The organism is Proteiniborus sp. MB09-C3 (assembly GCF_030263895.1).
Classification (GTDB): domain Bacteria; phylum Bacillota; class Clostridia; order Tissierellales; family Proteiniboraceae; genus Proteiniborus.
In genome coordinates, this window is sequence record NZ_CP127161.1 from 2,127,182 (window position 1) to 2,146,361 (window position 19,180).

The window sequence follows — 19,180 nt, forward strand, 5'->3', positions numbered from 1 at the left end:
GCTATTCTATGCAGAGGTGGTGGAATAGGCAGACACGTACGTTTGTGATGACAACTACTCTGTGATAACTCTTTTGAATATATTAGAAGAGATGTCTAAGGTAGCATAAGCGGGGATGGTGGAATTGGTAGACACGATAGTTTGAGGGGCTATTGGTGGAAACACTGTGAGGGTTCGAATCCCTTTTCCCGCACCATATAATATTAATAAACTGTAAATAAAAGAAAGCGAGTACCCATTAATTTTTAGTGAGTAGTCGCTTTTTATTATTTGTTTATTACACTCTATATATGAAATTTCGACTTCTAAACAAGGCTATTTTACTACATCACAGAAAGGCATTTTTGAAATATAGGGGTAAATCGGCTTTATTTTACTCTTAGTCGAGGTTTTATATGGCTAAGAAATTAAAGCTCTTAAATCGCCTTCTACAGAAGAAATTAAGGTTAAATAAAAAGCCCGTGTGGGCTTAATCAGGAATATATTCGATTAGTTCGGATAACTTGCAGTTTAGAGCATTACAAAGTTTAATAAATGTTTCAAGCGAACTAGCTTCAATTTTTTCTTCTTTGTATATTTTATTAATAGCATTTCTTGATAGTCCAGATAGCTCAATCAATTCTGTAATGCTATCAATTTTACGCTTTGCCATTATCACTCTTAAATTGGATTTTAGCATAATATCCCTCCTATCAATATTATATTCTACAAAATTTTAAAATGCAACAAACAATTAAAAAATTAACCCTATAAAGTTAAAATATATGTTGACAAGGTAATAATTTTACCTTATAATAATATTAGAGGGTAGAACAAATTAGGAGGTGGAGATAGTGAAAGTAGATGATTTTTTGCAGCTTATGCAAAAGGTTAAAAGCTTTAAGCAAAAGATGGATAAAAACAATATTTGTAAAAGAGACCAGGATATTATCTTAAAAATTTACATAGCAGAACTTACACCTAAAATAAATGTAAATTTCTTGGAGGTGATTTAGATTAATTATATAGATATAAATTTTGAAAATGTAAATGGTCATCAAAAATTATCAGATAGTGCTAAAGCTTTATTTGAAAGCACATATAAAAGACATAACGCAGGACAAGGCTTAGATTACAAAGCAGACTGGATTCCTACAAAAGTAAAAGAGCATCGACAATATTTAGAAGTACACTTCAAAAATGGGTGTTGGTTGCATTATTATTCTAACGGCACATGGGGCTAAGCCTTTAATAAAAATAATAAAAAATCAAAGGGGGAAAATTATAATGAAAAAGAGTATGGAAGAACAAAGAGAATTACAAAACTTAGAGTGGATTGACCTACTATGTCAACATGGTTCGCACGAAGAATTTGAGAGCATAAAGGAAAACGCTAAATGTACCGCCCTAGCTATAATGGAATATAGGGGAATTTTAATGGATAGGGGCATTGGGAAACATATTACTGACAAGCATCTGAAAGCAGGAAATATATCACCTGTAGAAGAATTACAATTCTACTTACAATTGATGTTTTTAGAACCAATATCAATTAAAAAAATCGAGTATTTTTACGAATCGGCAACCAAAAGAGGATATAAGAGTCTAAACGACGCAGTAGAAGAATTATATAGAAGGCATATAAAGGACACAGGAAAAAGATTTATGAGCATAGTTTTATCAATATAAAAACCTATAAAATCGTACTTTTAAAGGGTTTTTGAGACAATAAAAAAAGAGTTGTCTATCTAATTTAATAGGCAACTCTTAGATACAACAAAAACACTTGACAAGCATCTGCCAAATGTGATACACTTAAGTTAGAGGGATAGTTATGTCCATTTTTAGGTATCCCTAGTTTTTCCATTACTTTTAAAGTTTTGGTTTAATTTTTTATTGCTTTTTTTGACTTTTTCACATACTTCCACATATCTTTCTAATAACATTATATCAGAAACAAATCATATGTCAAGGAATATTATGTGACATATTTTAAAATACGTTGGCTATTTTAAGCCATTTGTGAAAAAGCAAAAAATATTATGTGACATATTTTTAAATTAATTTGAAAGGGGGATAGTAGTACAAGTAAGTAGGCATTAATTATAAAAAAATTAAAAATCAAAAGGGGGAAATTGTTAATGAGAACTGAAAAAATGGCAAATCAAATTAAAGAGGTATTAGAACAAAAAGGATTAAGAGTTAGTGTTAGTTGGAGTACCGATAATATGTATATTGATGTTTACCAAGACGATTACGATTATTCTCAAGTGATTTTAAAATATTTAGAAGAAGAAAAAGTTGAAGAGTATGTAATAACAATTTTATCTATACTCAATGACAAGGTTAATAGGTCTAAATATGTTAAAGAGTTTAAAGCGTCGCCAGTAAAAAGATTCCTGATAGATTTGATTAAACATTATGATTGTGAAGAGTTCCTATTTATCCACGTAAATGATTTACATTGTGATGTTGAGAATGGATATATACCGATTGATGACATAGTAGATTTCAATTATAGTCCGTTTGGTGACGTATTAAAATTACAAGAGGATCAAGGCGGAGATGAATATTTCTATACTATAGATTTTGAGCATAGGACAATAGAGACTAGGGTTGAGTTGCTAGAAGATATGGATTTTTCAGAAACAAATTAAAGGGCTTGGGGTTAATAGCCCCACCCTTGAAATAGAATTTAGCGGGTTATTTAAGGTGTCCCCAATTTAGGGGAGTGGAAATCCACTAGTGAAATACAGGATTTGACGGCGGAAAAATCCGTAGCCAATACGGTCAACTATGAAAACAAATTGCTTGTGTCAGTAAGTCACGAACATTAAGTGGGGCATATTTTACATTATAAAGTCATTTACATATACAACATAATAGCAGAGCTGACCCGCTTCCTTAACTGAAACGTATATACATATCAAATATAATCGAAAGGTGGTTTTATTATGTATTATGTGGTTAAATCATTAAAATTAGCAAATTTTTTAGTTAGACAAGGATTTGATATTTTAAAAGTATCTGATTCAGAACATGATCCAAAATTTAAAGTATTTCTATTTCAAGATTGTTCAGAGCTAAGAAAAAGTATCACGATGTTTACATATGTAAATAATAGAAGTTTAAATCAAAAATCATCGTAAGGAGGTAATTGTATGTCATCTAATATCAAATTGAAACAGGGACAGGTCATAAAAAATTACAAAGAATTATGTAGTTTACTTGATTTAGAAGTAAAGGACGGAAACTCTAAAATTGCACAGATGAAAGAAATAGAAAGATTTTACAAACTTAGAAAAGATAAATACAAATTAATTGTTGATGAAGTGTATTCAGAGCCATTACTTAAAGTAGATGGTAGGGTGAATAATGGGGGTCATATAGGAAATACAAAATATGATGATTTGATGGACAAGATTATCATAAATCTACTAATAACATATGACGGATATATAGAAGAATCTTATTCATCTTTAATAGATTATTATTTTGACTTCTTTACACCAGAATATAAAAAACTATTCGATATGGGTTATCGTAGATATGCAAAATTAAATAAAATGAGTTCAGGTCTTGTAATGACATATCAACAGAAAATAAAAGGCGTAATAGAAACGGCACTAGAAACATCATTAGAGCGTTTACAAAGAAATGGAATTATAACATATTCAAACGAAGTTAAGATTAATAATGAGGAATTTGCCGATAAAAAGATGCAAACATTAATATCTAAAACAGAACAGAAAGTGTATGATGAATTAAATATGACACCATTTGATAGATCAATCCCAAGTAAAAATAAGCAATTTAAAAAACAAGTATGTAATTATCTTGATATATGGACTTATTATAATGTTTATGTAATTAAATTGAAAAATAGAAAAATACAAGAAGTTGAAGATGATGAAGAAGAACTGAAACAAAGATTCATAAAATCAGTTGTCGATGCAACTAAGAGAAAAACAAGCAAAGGGAAGGATGGAAAATATAAACCTTATTCATATGGCAAATATGCATGGGAGATTGACAAACTAACTAAATTACTATGGAAGTTGCCAGATGGCTATATCAGCGAATATGATGCAAAATTACTATTGGCAGGAAAAGATATATCTAATACAGAAGAACAACAAAAAGAACATGAAATATCTAATTCAGATATAGAAAATTACAATACATATTATGATTATGGTGTGCAGGATTTACAAGATAACATACCTTTCTAATTTGAACAATATTAAAGCAACAAATTAGCTACTCACATTCGTTCGTCGCATTATAAATTTTAATTAGGTATTAAAAAATGTTGGACATCTTTAATACCCGTAATATATATTATATTAGTTATAGGTATTAATTATGTCCAACATTTTATATTATAATTATATTTATTGATTAAGTGAAATAAGATTATTACTATATTATAAGGAATATATACAAATTAATAAATTCCTGAACGAACGTGAAGGAATCAAGTGTTTATTTAATTATGTTGTAATATCAATATTGCATGTGTTTCTTATTGTAAACATTAAAGGGAGGAATTGGGATGTGTAATAATGTATATATTATGTCTTTAGAAGCTGCGGATATATATTCACACATGTTTAGAAATCAGTATTTGAAAAAAGATTATGTTGGCATGTTACCTTATAGTTTAGAGTTAATAAAACTAGAAGAAATAGAATTGAAAACTTGGGAAAGTAAAAGGTTTAATAAAACTTTGTCAAACGATATAATCAACGTTAAATTTAAGCAAAAAGTTAGAAGTGGTAAGGAAATAGTAAAATCTACTGACAAGAAGATATTAGAAACATCAAATGAAGAGTATGGGGAAAAACTTATTGCTTACAGAGATTTAATTTCTAAAGAAAAACTTACATGGAAAGAAATTAAACCTAATGCATTAAGAAAAAAATTATATACTGAAGGGTTTACTATTGAGTTTGATAATGGTACTAAAATAGAGTATGTTGTCTACTCAAGAACCTCAGCGAAGAGTAGAACAGGACAAGTACTATTTATAAAAAAGCAACTAAGGGATAAAATGATTAAGTGGAAGAGACTAGGAATGAATTTAGATGGTAGAGCTGATATAGATTATCCAGGTCTGTTGTCGTATGAATCTCTTGTTAGTTCTAGCATAGAAGGTTTAATAGAAATTAATTCTGATAACATATTAATAGTTGATGATGTTAAAAGCACTTTTCCTATTAATGCTAATGTAGTAGAAAAAAATGGAGAAGGTATGCTAGTTAGTAATCCTAAGGATAATTATATAATGGAAAATGAATTATATGATGGGGAAAGCTTATTAGATAGCAGCTACTTTAATAAAGTAAATAGATCAGACAAAGGTATGATGCTCCTTAGGCAACATATGTATAAGACATGTGCATTTAATACCAATATCCAACAATTTCTACAGGATTATTGTCCAGAAGGCATTGAATTTGATAAATGGGAATTAATAAACATGTTTGGTCAACCTATATTCGCAAGAGATATACATATGATTACAACACCTTCATCATTAAAAGCATTAAAATTCAGCAATGTTAAAGGTAGTAAGCGAAGGACATGGAAACATTGGAAGAAAAAAGTTAATGCTGATGGCAATTTGTTTGGAATATGCAAAAGTGATATGCAGAGCAAACGTGGAACAGATGAAGAAGGTAATATTGTAAATCAGACTAGTTATCAGATGCTAAATGCTATGCCTATTGATATAGAAGATATGAGAGAATTAAGCGTTTTCGAAGTTAATTATATAGAACAACTAAAAAACAACGATGATGTATATGCAAAATATCTCTTAGAAACAGCTAATAAAATGAACTGCAATGAAATGCTAGTCGATTTATATTATAGAAATAGTAAAATAGCAAATACTAAGCCTTTTAAAGATAAGAGGAAAAAAGACATTAATAATTATGTTACTCATGTCAAAAGAGGTAAAATCAGATTAAATGGGGACTATTGCACCATAGCAGGAAATGTTATTAAATATTTATTCCATGCGATAGGTCGAAAACCAACTTGTAAAGTATTAGAAGGAAATGAAGTTTATACGACATTACATAAGTTTAATGAAGAATATGTTGCCTTTAGAAATCCTATGACATCTCCCTCAAATGTGCTAATTGTAAAAAATGTACATAATCAATTCATAGAAAAATATTTCAATTTTAGCGATAATATTATATGTGTTAATGCCATTTGTTTTCCAATTCAAAGAGTTTTAAGTGGGATGGACTACGATTCAGATGCTTTGGTTTTATTTAACAATAATATTTTATTGTCTAATGCCAAAAAGTGTTATGGACATTATAGAGTATGTGTCAATGGAGTAATCCCAGACCCTACTCAATACACTGTATGTGCTAAAGATATGGCTAAAATAGATACTACATTGGCAGATAGTCAGGAATTCATCGGTAGAGTTGTGAACCTAGGACAACATTATATGAGTGCTTATTGGGATATGATTAACAATAGTACTAAAGATATAGAAAAATTAGATAAAGCACTTGAAGCCGTTGATATATGCACAGTTCTTAGTGAAATCTCAATCGACTCAGCCAAAAGAATGTATGATTTAAATATAGGTAAGCAAATTGCGTATCTAAGCAAAAACGACATAGTAAATAGTATGAAACCAATGTTTTTTAAGTACATTAGCAAAAATAAGAATATAGCAAAAAATATTAAGAAATATGATACAGCAATGGACTATCTATATGAAATATTAGATAGTGTTGAAGATGCATCTGATAGGAGAACCATTAAATTAGAAAAGTTATTAATAAACAGAGACATTAGAAAGGTTAAGAATAGACAAATTAACGGTATTGTAAAAGCTATAACAGATATGACAAATGAAATTAAAAATATTGAAGCAACAAAACAATGTACGACAGACGAAGAAAAGACAGAGAAGTATATCGCTATTGACAATGTAAAAAATGAATATGTGCCAAAGATTAAAAGATATAAAATCAAGATTGAAACAGTGTATGCGATTGTCTATAAAATATTTAAAAATGAGGTTGATTGTAAGTACAAAATTGATGTATTAAATGCTCTTTACCAAGTTGATAGGGATGTGTTTTTACAAGCGTTTAAGGCACAAAAATAACACCTGAAAAATTTAGGTGTTTTTGTGTTTTTGGTGGACAAATCAAAAAAATAAACGTTGAAATATAAATGTTAATAGGACGTGCAATTGGTTCCTAAATGGAAGGGAGGCGTGGTGAGAAGTTGCAACCTTTTGTCTCGAACAAACGGCTAAAAGCCAAGTAGTTGCGCCTTTTTCCATTATTTTTTTATTTCAACCTTACAACATTCCTAAGTCAATTATATCATAACAAATTACAAAGTCAACAGCTATTTTTAAAATATTTAAAATTGTTTTTTAGTATCATGATGCATTGTTTTTATTTAAAAAAATGTATAAAATAACCCAATTTAATAATATCACCAAATCAAAGTAATGTCAATACTTTTTAAAAAAATATTTTTACGAAGGGAGGAGCTACTATGGAAGTTGATTTAGATAAAATTATCAAAGAGTGTAAAGAGAGAAATAAAAAATTAAGAAAAATGAATAGAGAATGGAAAATCTATAGAATCAAAAGAGCAATTAGAAATTTCTTTAGAAAAATATTTTGGTAGAAGGGGGAGATACATTGGATCAAAGAAAAATTTATAGTTTGAATTTGGCGGCACATGCGCTTGCAAAAGGCTATTCATACACAATACATAAAGATACAGAAAAAGAAGGTCTTAAGTATTTTGTTTTCGATGATGATATTACAGATATTATAGATGAATATAGACAAGATGAAGCATTGCAAAAATTTATAAGATGTTACAAAAAAGTTAAAGAAGATGTACATAGTTAATTAGACATTTACGTTTTATTTGTAAGTGTCTTTTTTATATTCAAAAATTAATTAATGGAGGAGATTTATCATGAGCAAACAAAAGTTAATTGGTAAAACTGGTATATATGCAATTTTAATTAATGATGTAATTAGGTATATAGGATCAAGTGTAAATCTAGAAAGTAGAAAAAGTAACCATCTAGCCAGACTTAGAAAGGGAACTCACCATAAAGAGTTGCAGAAATTATTTGATAAGTATGGAGAAGAAAGTTTTAAATTTTATGTATTAGACTATTGTAATAAGTCTTCATGTTATGAATTAGAAAAATTACACATGATGATTCATGCTGATACTATAGTCAATGAAAACAAAGTTAGAGATACTAAGAAAAAGGTCAGGCGAGGACTTGAGTCTAAAAATCATAAGGACAAGTTTTCTAAGTTGATGAGTGGCGAGAACAATCCTAACGCAAAAATTAGTGAAAAAATCGCATCTGAAATACTGTGGATGAAACAAAATACAGATATGAAGCAAATAGAGATTGTAGAAAAATATGGAGTAACAATTGGTATTGTAAGCAGAATTGGTCGTGATAGGTGGGTAGGTGTAGAGCCAATTAAGCCTGATTGGTTTGAAAAAGATGTCGGATAATAGGGAACGATTTATAAAGGAATTTATGTTATTATGTAGAAGTTCTATAAAAGATGTGATATAGATACATAGTGTTGTTAGTTGACGATTAACGATTACGATTAAATGAAAGGGGGAATTTAGAATGGCAACAGTTAAAACATGGAAAGAATTAGAAAAGGCAATGAGAGATCAATATGAAAAAGAGATAAAAAAGAGGTTTAAAAATGGTGAGGTAAAGGAACATTGTTCAGTTTGTAAATGCGAACAAGTTTTAAAATTAGAGGATAATAAGGTAAAATGCACTGTATGTGATAATGAATTTGATTTAGATATTGAGTATAAGTTTAAACAATAATATATAAAAATATTAGCTTGTCCCCCAAAATATGTTATAATATGTAGAGAGATGACGGAATGGGGGATAAGATTGGGTACTTATTATCTATTTTTAGATGAATTAAAGCCTAATAGCGAATATAAGCACTTTTGCTTAGGTGGATGTATAATTGAAGAAATGACTTATAAAAACGAAGTTATTCCATATGTTAACAATCTAAAGCAAAATGTATTTGGTAATACAACAATTATTTTACATGAAAATAAAATAAGACAACGAAAAAATAATGATGGATATAACTATGGGATATTAAAAGACAAAGCAAAAGAAACTCAATTTTGGGAACAAATGAGAAGTCTATTTAGTAAATCATGGATAAAAACGATATGTGTTGGAATTGATTATGACAAATATAGACAAGCTTATAAAAAAAGTTCACTGAAAAACAGTGAATACTTTATTGCGTTACAAATAATACTAGAAAACTTCATACATTTTTTACTAATTAATAACAGTAAAGGTGCAGTTTATATTGAATCTAGAGGCATTGATGATGATCAATATCTTGAAATTCAATACAACATTATAAAAAATAATGGTACTCTTTTTGTAGAAAGAGATGAGTTCCAAAAAAGATTAAAAACAATTAGCTTTCCAATGAAAGCAGATAACAATATTGGCATTCAAATTGCAGATTTTGTTCCAAACCCAGTAGCTCGTCATTTCGATGGAACGACTCAACGTCCGCTTACTATTTTTGATGAAATTAGATGTTGTTCTTATGATGGAGATTTAAGTTTGATTGATAGATTTGGTTTAAAAAAAGTGTTATAAAAAGTTTAAAAAATGTACATAATATATATTGACATATGGGTATATGTTGTATATTATTAAATTAAGCAGATTAGGGAATTACTTTTGTATCTTTCTAATTTGTTAGCCTATACAGGAGAATAACTTAATTGTTTCTTTTCTGTGAACAAAAGACAGGGACACTTTCTTTATTGAAGGTGTTCTTTTTATTTTATCGTTAATATCATAATAAATCTTATCATAAATGATAATAAATAACAATTTGTAATTGGAGGTATTACATGGCAAACATTAGCACGAGACAATTAAGAAAGAATGAAAAATTAATAGAAGGATTAAACAATAATACAATAAGTCATGAGGATTTTTTAAAAGATTATGTCCCAACTAGAACAGAAATGGGTCAATTCTTTACACCTAAAGAGGTAGTAGATAAAATGTTATCCCTTGCATGTATTACACAAGGTGAGAAAGTACTAGAGCCTTCATGTGGTATAGGGAATATATTATATTACTTACCTGAAGATGCAATTGGTATAGAATGGGATAACAAAACAAATGAATTAGCAAAGAAGATTACTAAAAGAGAGGTTGTCAATGACAATCTTTTTTCTATTTATAGAGATTATTTAAACACTTTTGATTGTATTATAGGAAATCCACCATTTGGCGATACACCAGGTAGAAAAGACCTAGAGCATGAATTAGAAGTAGGTGAAACTAGAGCAGAGATAATGTCAATAGAGTGTATTTACCACATGTTAAAAGAGGGTGGCAGAGCTATATTATTGTTACCTTCTATGATTAGTAAAGGTGGAAGGAATTATAGTAAATTATATAAGTTTATAGAAGCTCACGATACTTGTTTAGAAGCAGTTTTAGATTTGGGTCACGTAGATTTTAAAACGACCAAAATTGGAGTTAGTATATATGAAATGTGGAAATAAGTATGGCACTTAAAAAATTATGTAGATGTGGGAAGCTAATAGATTATAATCAAAAAGATTGCGATGAGTGCAGCAAGAAAGTAGATGCACAGAACAAGAAAAGGCACAAGGATTATAGGCTACGAAGAACAGATGTCGATGAGCAGAAGTTTTATAATAGCAAGCCTTGGAAGGTTACTAGGCAGGTGGTAATTAGTAGAGATAACGGATTGTGTTTATTATGCTTGTATCGGAAGTTAATAAGAAGTTACTACACAGTTCACCACATTGAGGAATTAAAAGAGAATTGGGATAAGAGATTAGATTTTGAAAACTTGATTTGCTTATGCGAAAGTTGTCATCAGTATGTACATGACGTATACAACAAGAGTGAAGAGAGTAAAAGAGAGATGCAGGAGTTGCTAAGAAGATTAATAGAGATGAACTCTAGTAATTCCAAGGGGTAGGGGCTATTAATAATGTTTTTAACGACTCTTAAAAATCGCAAGCCCCAGCTTTCAAAACGCAGAATTCTAAATACTGGTAATTAGGGGATACCAATTATGAAGAAGAAAGAGAGGTGATTTACAATGGGTAAACCAAGAAAAATTTTGAGTATGCAAGAAGGAAATTTAACCAAAAAACAGCAAGCAGAAAAACAACTACAAGAACAAATTATGCAAACAGGAGCAGAACAATTAAATAATCCTCCAAGATGGTTAAGAGATTCTATTGCAAAAAAAGAGTGGATAAGACTAGTAGAGCAATTCAAAGTATTAAGCGTAATAAGCAATTTAGATTTGAATAATTTGGGTGCTTATTGTAACGCTTACTCTAGTTATTTAGAAGCAACAAAAAAATTAAAGGGACAGGCACTAACTATAGAATATACAAATAAAGCTGGAGCAACTAATACAATAGAGAACCCCTTAATAAAAATACAAATGAAATATTCTGATGAGATGAGAAAATATAGTAGTCTTCTAGGTTTAAGTATTGATTCTCGTTTAAAATTGGCAACTATAAAACTAACTGAAACAAAAAAAAGTATTACTGAGGAATTTGGTGATATTTAATGACTATATTAGATGAGCTTGTACTTTATGCGAATTATTGTTTAGAAGATAAATTTGTTTCTGAATATGAAGACTATATTTCGTGTGAAAAGCACAAATGGAGTTGCCAAAGATTTTTAAATGATGTTGATAAATATAAAACAGATGAAGAATATATATATTATTGGGATGAAGACGAAGCAGAGAAAGTAGTCAATTGGTTTACGTATTTAAGACATAGTAAAGGTGAATTAGCAGGACAACCAATTCATTTAACTCTTTGGGAAAAATTCTTTGTATGCCAAATTTATGGGTGGAGAAAAAAAGATAATAAGAGACGTAGATTTAAAAAATCATTTATACAAGTCGGTAGGAAAAATGCAAAATCACAAATTGAAAGTGGTATTGCACTATACGAATTGGCAGTCGGAAGTACTAGAAATAATGAGGTTTACGAAGTATGTTGCGCAGGTATAAAAAGAAAACAAAGTAAAGTTGTTTTTGAAGAAGCTAAACTAATGCTGAATGGAAGTCCTTTGTCTACTAAATTTAAATGCAATAGGGACTATATACAACATATTAAAACTGGAAGTACCATGACACCCCTATCGAAAGAAGATGGACAGAAAAATGATGGTGGAAATATGGCTCTTTTTGTTTTAGACGAGTATCACCAACACCCAACCGATGATTTCTACACGATGGCAAGCTACGGACAAGCAACTAAGGAACCATTACTAATGATTATAACTACAGCAGGCGAAGACCTTACCTATCCCTGCTATACCCAAGAGTATACTTATTGTAGTCAAATTCTTAACCCTAGTGTTGATGTTGAAAACGACACGTATTTTGTTGATATATTAGAGTTAGATAAAGACGACGACATTCACAACGTTAGAAATTGGTGGAAGGCTAATCCTGTTAGGATGACTTATAAAGCGGGTGTAGAGAAACTAAAAGAAGAGTATGAGATTGCTAAAGAAATACCCGAAAAAATGCCGAAATTTATGACGAAATGTTTAAATGTATGGGTACAAGCTAAGCAAAACGGCTACATGGATATGGGAAGATGGAAGGCTTGTGAGGTTAAAGAAATACCGTATAATTTAAGTGGTAGGGACGTATATGTTGGATTTGATATGTCTGCAAAAATAGACTTAACTTCAGTAGCTTTCATTATTCCAGTTATGGATAAGGGAACACCCAAGTATATCTGTTTTAGCCATTCTTTTATACCGAATCGTCAAAAATTACAGGAAAGAATCAATAAAGATAAACAACCTTACGACGCGTGGGAGAGAATGGAGTTTTTAAGTGTAACTAATACAGATATTGTAGATCAGCAACAAGTACTCGATTATGTAGAGAAAATTTGTAAAGAAAATGATTGGAAAATACATACTTTATGTTTTGACCCCGCAAATGCAAGTAAAATGATGATGGATGCGAGCAACATGGGATATAACGTTGTAGAAGTATATCAGTCACATAGAAGTTTAAACGAATCTACAGCAGGATATAGAGAACAAGTGTATAGTGGTAATGTTTTATATACATACAATCCCTTACTCAATTATGCTATGGCTAATACAGTGATTAAGACAAATAATGGATTAATTAAAATTGATAAAGATGCAACAACCAAACGTATCGACCCTGTAGATGCGATGTTATGTGCTTATAAACTAGCATATTATCATGAATTTACAGAAGATATAAATAACTACATCACAGATGAGAACCTAGAAAAATGGGGATGGTGATAAAAATTGAATAAACTAAAACAATTTCTTCTACTATATATAGAAGATTTTTTAATTTTTTGTGGCTTATTGTTTATAAATATAGCTACTTTTTTATTGTCCAAAATCGCAGGAATATATGTGCTAGGAATGACTTTATTAACGCTAGGGTTATATTTTTCTAAATATCCACCCAAGAAGAGGAGGTGATTATAGTTGATATTTAGACAAGCAGCAGAAAGAAGAAGTAATGTAGTGACTAGTGCAGACACAGCAGAATTTCTAAAATTGCTAGGAATAGATGTAAACAACATTAGTAATGACAAATTAAATGAAACTACATATTTTACGTGTATGAGAATTTTGACAGATTCTGTTAGCAAATTAGGACTTAAATTATATAAAGAAAAGAATAATGGCATAGAAAAGGCAACAGATCATAGTCTTTATAGACTTTTAAAGTTAAGACCTAATCCGTATATGTCGAGTAGCGATTTTTGGAAGGCAGTAGAATTTCAGCGTCTACATCACGGACATTCTGTAGTATATATAGATTTTGTAAAAAGAGGAAGAGACGCAGGAAAAATTAAAGGTTTATATCCTTTGAATATGAATGATGTAAAAATATGGGTTGATGATGCAGGAATTATTAGTAAAGACAATGCTCTGTGGTATGTATACAAAGATAAGAAAGAAAAAGAGCATAAATTTAAACATTCAGAAGTGCTGCATTTTAAAGGACTAACAGCAGATGGAATTACAGGATTAAGTGTTAGAGAGTATCTAGCTACAATAATAGAAAATGCACAAGCTGGACAGAAATTTGTAAATAACTACTTTAAAAATGGTCTATTTGCTAGAGGGTTATTACAATACACGGGAGATATATCTCCTGATAATATGAAAAAAATGCAGGAAAGATTCGAGAATATGGCAAATGGCGTTACTAATGCTGGTAGAATATTGCCTGTACCTTTGGGATTTAGCTTTACAACTTTAAACACTAGTATGACTGATGCTCAATTTAATGAAATTTCTTCGGCTACTATTCAACAAATAACGAGCGCATTTGGTATTAAAATGCACCAAGTTAACGATTTGTCTAGAGCTACTTATAGTAATATATCCGAACAGCAAAAAGAATTTTACATTGATACCTTACAAGCGATACTGACAATGTACGAGCAAGAACTAAATTATAAACTACTTTTACAACAAGAATTAGAAGAAGGGTATTTCTTCAGATTTAATGTAGATAGTATTTTAAGATCAGACATCAAGACCAGATATGAAGCTTATAGAATAGGCATACAATCGGGCTTCTTAAAAATCAATGAAGTTAGAGATTTAGAAAACTTACCTTCTACAGAAGAAGGCGACACGCTAATTTGTAACGGAAATATGATTCCAGTTAAATTAGCAGGAAAACAATACAGCAAAGGAGGTGAGAGTACTAATGAATAGAGAAAAAGAGTTAAGATATCTATCTATAGAAAAATTAGAAACTAGAAAAACAGAAGATGATAAGATGACTATTTCTGGTTATGTGGTACAATTTAACAAAAGAAGTAAGGTGATGTGGGATTTTGTAGAGGTAGTTGCAAAAGGAGCTTTTAGAGAGTCATTAAAAAATAATGTTATAAAAGCGCTTTGGAATCATGATAGCAACTTAGTTTTAGGTAGCACCAAAAATTCTACTTTAAGATTACTAGAAGATGACTTTGGTCTAAGATTTGAACTAGATTTACCTAACACAAACTGGGGAAGAGATGCTTGGGAATCTGTTAGGCGTGGCGATGTTGATGGTGTATCTTTTGGCTTCTTTGTTATAGAAGATAACTGGGAATATCTAAAAGATGAAGACTTGTATCAAAGAACTTTATTAAATGTTGATTTATTTGAAATAAGTCCAACTCCATTTCCTGCGTATGGAGATAGTCAAGTAAGTTGTAGAAGTTTTGAAGAATTTAAAACTAGTATTGAACAGCAGAATAAAAATGAACTTAATAAAAGAAAAATGATGTTAGAGCTAGATTTATTCTAAGTTCTTTTTTATTTTAATAAAACAAATATTGAAAGGATGGTTTTGATATGACTAAAGAATTAAGAGAATTATTGCAAAAAGTTGAAGAAATGAAGACTGAGGTAAGAACTTTATTAGAAGATAATAAAGTAGAAGAAGCTGAAACTAAAATGGTCGAGGTAAGAAGTATGCAGAAGAAAATTGAACTGCAAAAAGAAATCGATGAGCAAGAAGAAAGAGAAATAGACAACAAAATGGAAAAAAGAGAGGATGATAATAAGATGGAAAAAAGAACAGATAAGAAAGAGTTAGAGTTAAGAGCGCTAAGAAAGGTATTGTTAAGAGAGGAACTAACAGAAGAAGAAAGAACAGCGGTAACAACTGTCAATGGCGCTGCTATATTACCACAGGGCTTTGTAAACGAAATAGAGACCCTAAGAAAAGGCTATGTACAATTAAAGAACTACGTACATGTAATACCAGTTTCAACTAATACAGGTAAGGCACCACTTTCCAAAGGTATGGTTACTAAAAAACTAGCTGATTTAGTACAAGACCAAGAACTAGTTAAAGACATGGTTACTTTATTACCAGTTGAGTATGCTGTCTCAGATTATGGTAAAATTGTTCCTGTTCAAAATCAAGTTTTAGAAGATACTACAACAAACTTTATGGACGTTCTTAACGAAGATTTTGTTGAATGTGCAGTAAATACAGAAAACGAAAAGATAGTAAATGCTGTAAAAACTGTATGTGTAGAAAAAACAGGCGCAGATTATAAAGCACTAGTAAAAGCAATTAATGGTTTATCTCCTAACGCTAAGAAAAGAGCGATTATTATAACAAATAGTACTGGCTTCTCTTACTTAGATGAATTAGAAGACAAGAATGGCAAGCCTTTATTAAAATCTTCATATGCAGAAGGTTCAGAGAGATTAATGTTTAAAGGATTAGAAGTTATTGAGGTGGATCCTGAAATCTTAGCAGATGAAGTTGGAAAGGCAATATTTTATATAGTAGATGCAAGAAAAGTAATTAAATTCTTTGATAGAAAAGGCTATGAATTAGGAGTAAGTAAAGAAGCATTGTTTACATACAATCAGACAGCAGTAAGAATGATTGAAAGATTTGACGTAAAACCAATAGCTGATAATACTGATACTGATGTACAAAAGTTTGCAGTTAAAGTTTCTTTAACAATTGCAGCTTAATAAATAAAAAAAATACTAGGGCATAAGAATATGTTCTTTTTTTATGTCCTTTTTTATTTTTATTTAAGAAAGTAGGTGGAGCTATGATATTAGATTTAAAAACGGCTAAGGATTTTCTAAGGATAGATCAAGACTATAGGTTAGAAGATGAATTAATACAGTTGTTAATTGACAATGCAGAAACTTACATACTAGATGCAGTTGATAACTTTGATTATACAAGCGAGAGACAAATGAGAAAAGCAAAATTATTAGCTTTAGTTTTGATAAATGATTGGTACGAAAACAGAGAGCTAATTCAAGATGGGAAGTTAAGCGATAGAGTACGTTTGTCTATACAGTCATTACTACTACAATTGCAATATGGAAGTGATAGCATTGAAGGTTAAAGTTGGAGAATTAGACAAGCGCATATCTATAGTAGAAATCATCAAGGGTGATGACGACGAGGGCTTCCCAATCAACGAGGAAAAAGAAATCTTGTCTTGCTGGGCTAGCGTAAGTAACAAATCAGGGACAGAGATTTTTAAAGCTAATGCAGATTACTCTAAAGTTGTAACTAGATTTTTAATACGATATAGAAAAGATATAATAATTGATACAACTAAAAAAATTCGATTTCAAGATAGACTCTATAATATCGTATATGCCAATAACTATAATTTTGATAATACATATCTAGAAATTATAGCAGAGGTGATAGAGTGATGGCTGGAATAGAACTGGATGGATTCGATGAGTTCATAGAATTTATAGACGATATAGCAATATCGGAATCAGATGAAAAAAAAGCTATGAAAAAAGTAGTTGAAATGGTAGGACAAGAAGTAGAATCTAACACACCTGAAGATACTGGTAAGACAAAAAGAAATGTCAAAAGACAAGTAAAAAGAGAGTTACACGCAACTATTGGAATAGTAAAGCTTGGTACTTGGTATTCTGTTTTTACGGAGTTTGGAACAAGCAAGAGCAAAAAACATGTGGGATTCTTTGATAGAAGTATAAGAAATAAGCAAGATGAAGCATTTAAGATTTTGGAAGATGAATTGTTAAATGTAAAGTAGGTGCAAACCATGAATATAAGAGAATACGTGAGAAACATCTTAACAAATGAAGAAATATTAAATTTGACTGAAGATAAAAAGGTTTATTTTCTTACAGGTGGAGAAGAAGCAAAGCCGACATATGTTTGCTATCAAATTATAGATGAATACGGGAGTTTCTTTGAAGAAAATGAAGAAGTAATAACTGCATTTAACGTGCAAGTAGATATATTTAGCAAAGGTAGTTATTCGCAATTAGAACAAATAATTAAAGACAAAATGAAACAAGCAGGATTTTATAGAGGTATGGCAGCAGATTTGTATGAAAATGATACAGGGCTATATCACAAAGCGATGAGGTTCTCTATTAATTTATCTAAATAGAGAATTTTTTTATTTAAAAATTAAAATTTGAAAGGTAGGATGATAATTATGGCACAAAAAATTATGCCAGTAGTGGGATTGGAAAAACTATATGTTGCAAAGATTACAAAGGATGATAATACAGGAGCTGAATATGATATTCCTAAATATTTAGCAGGAGTTAAAGAAATAGGGATAAATCCCAAGGCAAATACAGAAAACTTTTATGCAGAAAACAAAGTATGGGATAGTGAAACAACATTAGAAGATATAGAAGTTACTGTTAATATAACAGATTTAACAGACGAAGATGAGGCTTTATTATTAGGTCACAAATTAGCAACTGAAGGTGGAATAATAAGAAGTGAAGATGATATTGCGCCAGAAGTCGCTCTATTATTTAAGGCAAATAAAAGTAAAGGTGCTACAAGATATACAGTGCTTTATAGAGGAAAATTTAGGATCGGGGAAGAAGGGGCAAAAGGTAAAGAAGGAAACACAAGTTTTCAAACCAAGACATTAAATGCCACTTTTGCACCATTGAAGTTTAATGGTATGTGGAGTTATAAAGTCGATAGCGACAGTACTGACACTCCTGTAGATTTGGATACAACTTTCTTTGAAAGCGTAATTATGCCAACCGAAAAAGTAGTTATACCATAGGATAGATTGATTTCTATCCTTTCTTTTTTTACATTAAATTATTAAATACTAGGAGGAATGTATAGATGGTAAATATAGAGGTTAAAGAATTCAAAATTAAAATAAGTAAAAAGGTATATACATTTAGATTGGATTTTAGAGCTTTACTTAAGTTCAACAACAAATATGAAAATGGAATGGAGATATTTAACTTATTTTTGCAAGGAAAGAATAGTTATGATTGTGTAGTTAAAATACTATCTTGTGCATGTATAGAGAAAGAATGGACAGAAGAAGAGCTAGCAAGCAAATTGTCTTTTGATTTTGAAACTATGAGACTAATAGATGATATTATGTTTACATTAGCAGAGGGATTACTTGTAAAAAATGAAGATAAAATAGAAGAAGGTAATGAAGAAAAAAACTAGAGAACCAGTCGGAACCTAAGTCATTCTTAGATTTTGACTGGTTTTATTATATTTCAACAGTACATCTAAACAAGAGCGAAGAAGAATTT

25 protein-coding genes and 1 tRNA gene are annotated in these 19,180 nt (G+C 30.2%); 25 read left to right on the top strand and 1 reads right to left on the bottom strand.

Annotation, left to right across the window (positions count from 1 at the left end; all coding sequences use genetic code 11):
• The first annotated feature begins 109 nt into the window (after window positions 1-109).
• Window positions 110-196: transfer RNA gene (locus QO263_RS10155), tRNA-Leu, on the top strand.
• Window positions 197-469: 273 nt separating this feature from the next.
• Here the strand turns inward: QO263_RS10155 and QO263_RS10160 are convergent.
• Entirely contained in the window at window positions 470-679 is a 210-nt protein-coding gene (locus QO263_RS10160; protein WP_285620771.1) for a helix-turn-helix domain-containing protein, read from the bottom strand.
• Window positions 680-833: 154 nt separating this feature from the next.
• Between QO263_RS10160 and QO263_RS10165 the strand changes: the two genes are divergently transcribed.
• The 24 genes from QO263_RS10165 (at window position 834) to QO263_RS10275 (ending at window position 19,091) form a co-directional block, all read left to right on the top strand.
• Window positions 834-995, top strand: a complete 162-nt coding sequence (locus QO263_RS10165; protein WP_285620774.1) for a hypothetical protein — start codon at window positions 834-836, stop codon at window positions 993-995.
• Between the two features lie 271 nt (window positions 996-1,266).
• Window positions 1,267-1,668: a hypothetical protein gene (locus tag QO263_RS10170; RefSeq protein ID WP_285620776.1), complete on the top strand. Its 402-nt coding sequence runs from the start codon at window positions 1,267-1,269 to the stop codon at window positions 1,666-1,668.
• A gap of 452 nt (window positions 1,669-2,120) precedes the next feature.
• Entirely contained in the window at window positions 2,121-2,636 is a 516-nt protein-coding gene (locus QO263_RS10175; RefSeq protein ID WP_285620778.1) for a hypothetical protein, read from the top strand.
• Between the two features lie 297 nt (window positions 2,637-2,933).
• Window positions 2,934-3,128: a DUF5659 domain-containing protein gene (locus tag QO263_RS19040; protein WP_352168640.1), complete on the top strand. Its 195-nt coding sequence runs from the start codon at window positions 2,934-2,936 to the stop codon at window positions 3,126-3,128.
• Between the two features lie 12 nt (window positions 3,129-3,140).
• On the top strand, window positions 3,141-4,211 hold the full coding sequence (locus tag QO263_RS10180) for a hypothetical protein (RefSeq protein ID WP_285620780.1): 1,071 nt from the start codon (window positions 3,141-3,143) through the stop codon (window positions 4,209-4,211).
• A 323-nt stretch (window positions 4,212-4,534) separates the two neighbouring features.
• Complete coding sequence (locus QO263_RS10185) at window positions 4,535-7,123, top strand: hypothetical protein (protein ID WP_285620783.1); 2,589 nt, start codon at window positions 4,535-4,537, stop codon at window positions 7,121-7,123.
• A gap of 401 nt (window positions 7,124-7,524) precedes the next feature.
• Entirely contained in the window at window positions 7,525-7,659 is a 135-nt protein-coding gene (locus QO263_RS10190) for a hypothetical protein (protein ID WP_285620786.1), read from the top strand.
• A 14-nt stretch (window positions 7,660-7,673) separates the two neighbouring features.
• Entirely contained in the window at window positions 7,674-7,889 is a 216-nt protein-coding gene (locus QO263_RS10195; protein ID WP_285620788.1) for a DUF5659 domain-containing protein, read from the top strand.
• Window positions 7,890-7,959: 70 nt separating this feature from the next.
• Window positions 7,960-8,523 (top strand): GIY-YIG nuclease family protein, encoded by a 564-nt coding sequence (locus tag QO263_RS10200; RefSeq protein ID WP_285620791.1) that lies wholly within the window; start codon window positions 7,960-7,962, stop codon window positions 8,521-8,523.
• Window positions 8,524-8,647: 124 nt separating this feature from the next.
• Window positions 8,648-8,860, top strand: a complete 213-nt coding sequence (locus QO263_RS10205; RefSeq protein ID WP_285620793.1) for a hypothetical protein — start codon at window positions 8,648-8,650, stop codon at window positions 8,858-8,860.
• Window positions 8,861-8,932: 72 nt separating this feature from the next.
• Window positions 8,933-9,676: a DUF3800 domain-containing protein gene (locus tag QO263_RS10210; RefSeq protein ID WP_285620796.1), complete on the top strand. Its 744-nt coding sequence runs from the start codon at window positions 8,933-8,935 to the stop codon at window positions 9,674-9,676.
• Window positions 9,677-9,936: 260 nt separating this feature from the next.
• A complete protein-coding gene (locus tag QO263_RS10215) occupies window positions 9,937-10,602 on the top strand; it encodes an HsdM family class I SAM-dependent methyltransferase (RefSeq protein WP_285620799.1) in 666 nt (221 codons plus the stop codon).
• 2 nt (window positions 10,603-10,604) lie between these two features.
• Complete coding sequence (locus QO263_RS10220; RefSeq protein ID WP_285620802.1) at window positions 10,605-11,048, top strand: HNH endonuclease; 444 nt, start codon at window positions 10,605-10,607, stop codon at window positions 11,046-11,048.
• A gap of 123 nt (window positions 11,049-11,171) precedes the next feature.
• Entirely contained in the window at window positions 11,172-11,657 is a 486-nt protein-coding gene (locus QO263_RS10225) for a phage terminase small subunit P27 family (protein ID WP_285620804.1), read from the top strand.
• Entirely contained in the window at window positions 11,657-13,402 is a 1,746-nt protein-coding gene (locus QO263_RS10230) for a terminase large subunit (protein WP_285620806.1), read from the top strand. Before QO263_RS10225 ends, QO263_RS10230 begins: the two co-directional genes overlap by 1 nt.
• Before the next feature lie 195 nt (window positions 13,403-13,597).
• Window positions 13,598-14,845, top strand: a complete 1,248-nt coding sequence (locus tag QO263_RS10235) for a phage portal protein (RefSeq protein ID WP_285620808.1) — start codon at window positions 13,598-13,600, stop codon at window positions 14,843-14,845.
• Window positions 14,838-15,425: an HK97 family phage prohead protease gene (locus tag QO263_RS10240; protein ID WP_285620810.1), complete on the top strand. Its 588-nt coding sequence runs from the start codon at window positions 14,838-14,840 to the stop codon at window positions 15,423-15,425. The genes QO263_RS10235 and QO263_RS10240 overlap by 8 nt, the downstream gene beginning before the upstream one ends.
• Window positions 15,426-15,472: 47 nt before the next feature.
• Entirely contained in the window at window positions 15,473-16,615 is a 1,143-nt protein-coding gene (locus QO263_RS10245) for a phage major capsid protein (protein ID WP_285620811.1), read from the top strand.
• An 83-nt stretch (window positions 16,616-16,698) separates the two neighbouring features.
• The gene (locus tag QO263_RS10250) at window positions 16,699-17,004 is read left to right on the top strand and encodes a head-tail connector protein (RefSeq protein WP_285620814.1); all 306 of its coding nucleotides are present in this window, start codon (window positions 16,699-16,701) and stop codon (window positions 17,002-17,004) included.
• Window positions 16,994-17,323: a phage head closure protein gene (locus QO263_RS10255; protein WP_285620817.1), complete on the top strand. Its 330-nt coding sequence runs from the start codon at window positions 16,994-16,996 to the stop codon at window positions 17,321-17,323. Before QO263_RS10250 ends, QO263_RS10255 begins: the two co-directional genes overlap by 11 nt.
• Window positions 17,323-17,679, top strand: a complete 357-nt coding sequence (locus QO263_RS10260) for an HK97-gp10 family putative phage morphogenesis protein (RefSeq protein ID WP_285629273.1) — start codon at window positions 17,323-17,325, stop codon at window positions 17,677-17,679. Before QO263_RS10255 ends, QO263_RS10260 begins: the two co-directional genes overlap by 1 nt.
• Before the next feature lie 9 nt (window positions 17,680-17,688).
• Complete coding sequence (locus QO263_RS10265; RefSeq protein ID WP_285620819.1) at window positions 17,689-18,042, top strand: prohead protease; 354 nt, start codon at window positions 17,689-17,691, stop codon at window positions 18,040-18,042.
• 48 nt (window positions 18,043-18,090) lie between these two features.
• Window positions 18,091-18,684, top strand: coding sequence for a major tail protein (locus QO263_RS10270; protein ID WP_285620821.1), 594 nt, complete (start codon window positions 18,091-18,093; stop codon window positions 18,682-18,684).
• Window positions 18,685-18,749: 65 nt separating this feature from the next.
• Window positions 18,750-19,091 carry a hypothetical protein gene (locus tag QO263_RS10275; RefSeq protein ID WP_285620824.1) on the top strand — a complete coding sequence of 114 codons (342 nt, stop codon included), beginning with the start codon at window positions 18,750-18,752 and terminating at the stop codon, window positions 19,089-19,091.
• Window positions 19,092-19,180: the final 89 nt, after the last annotated feature.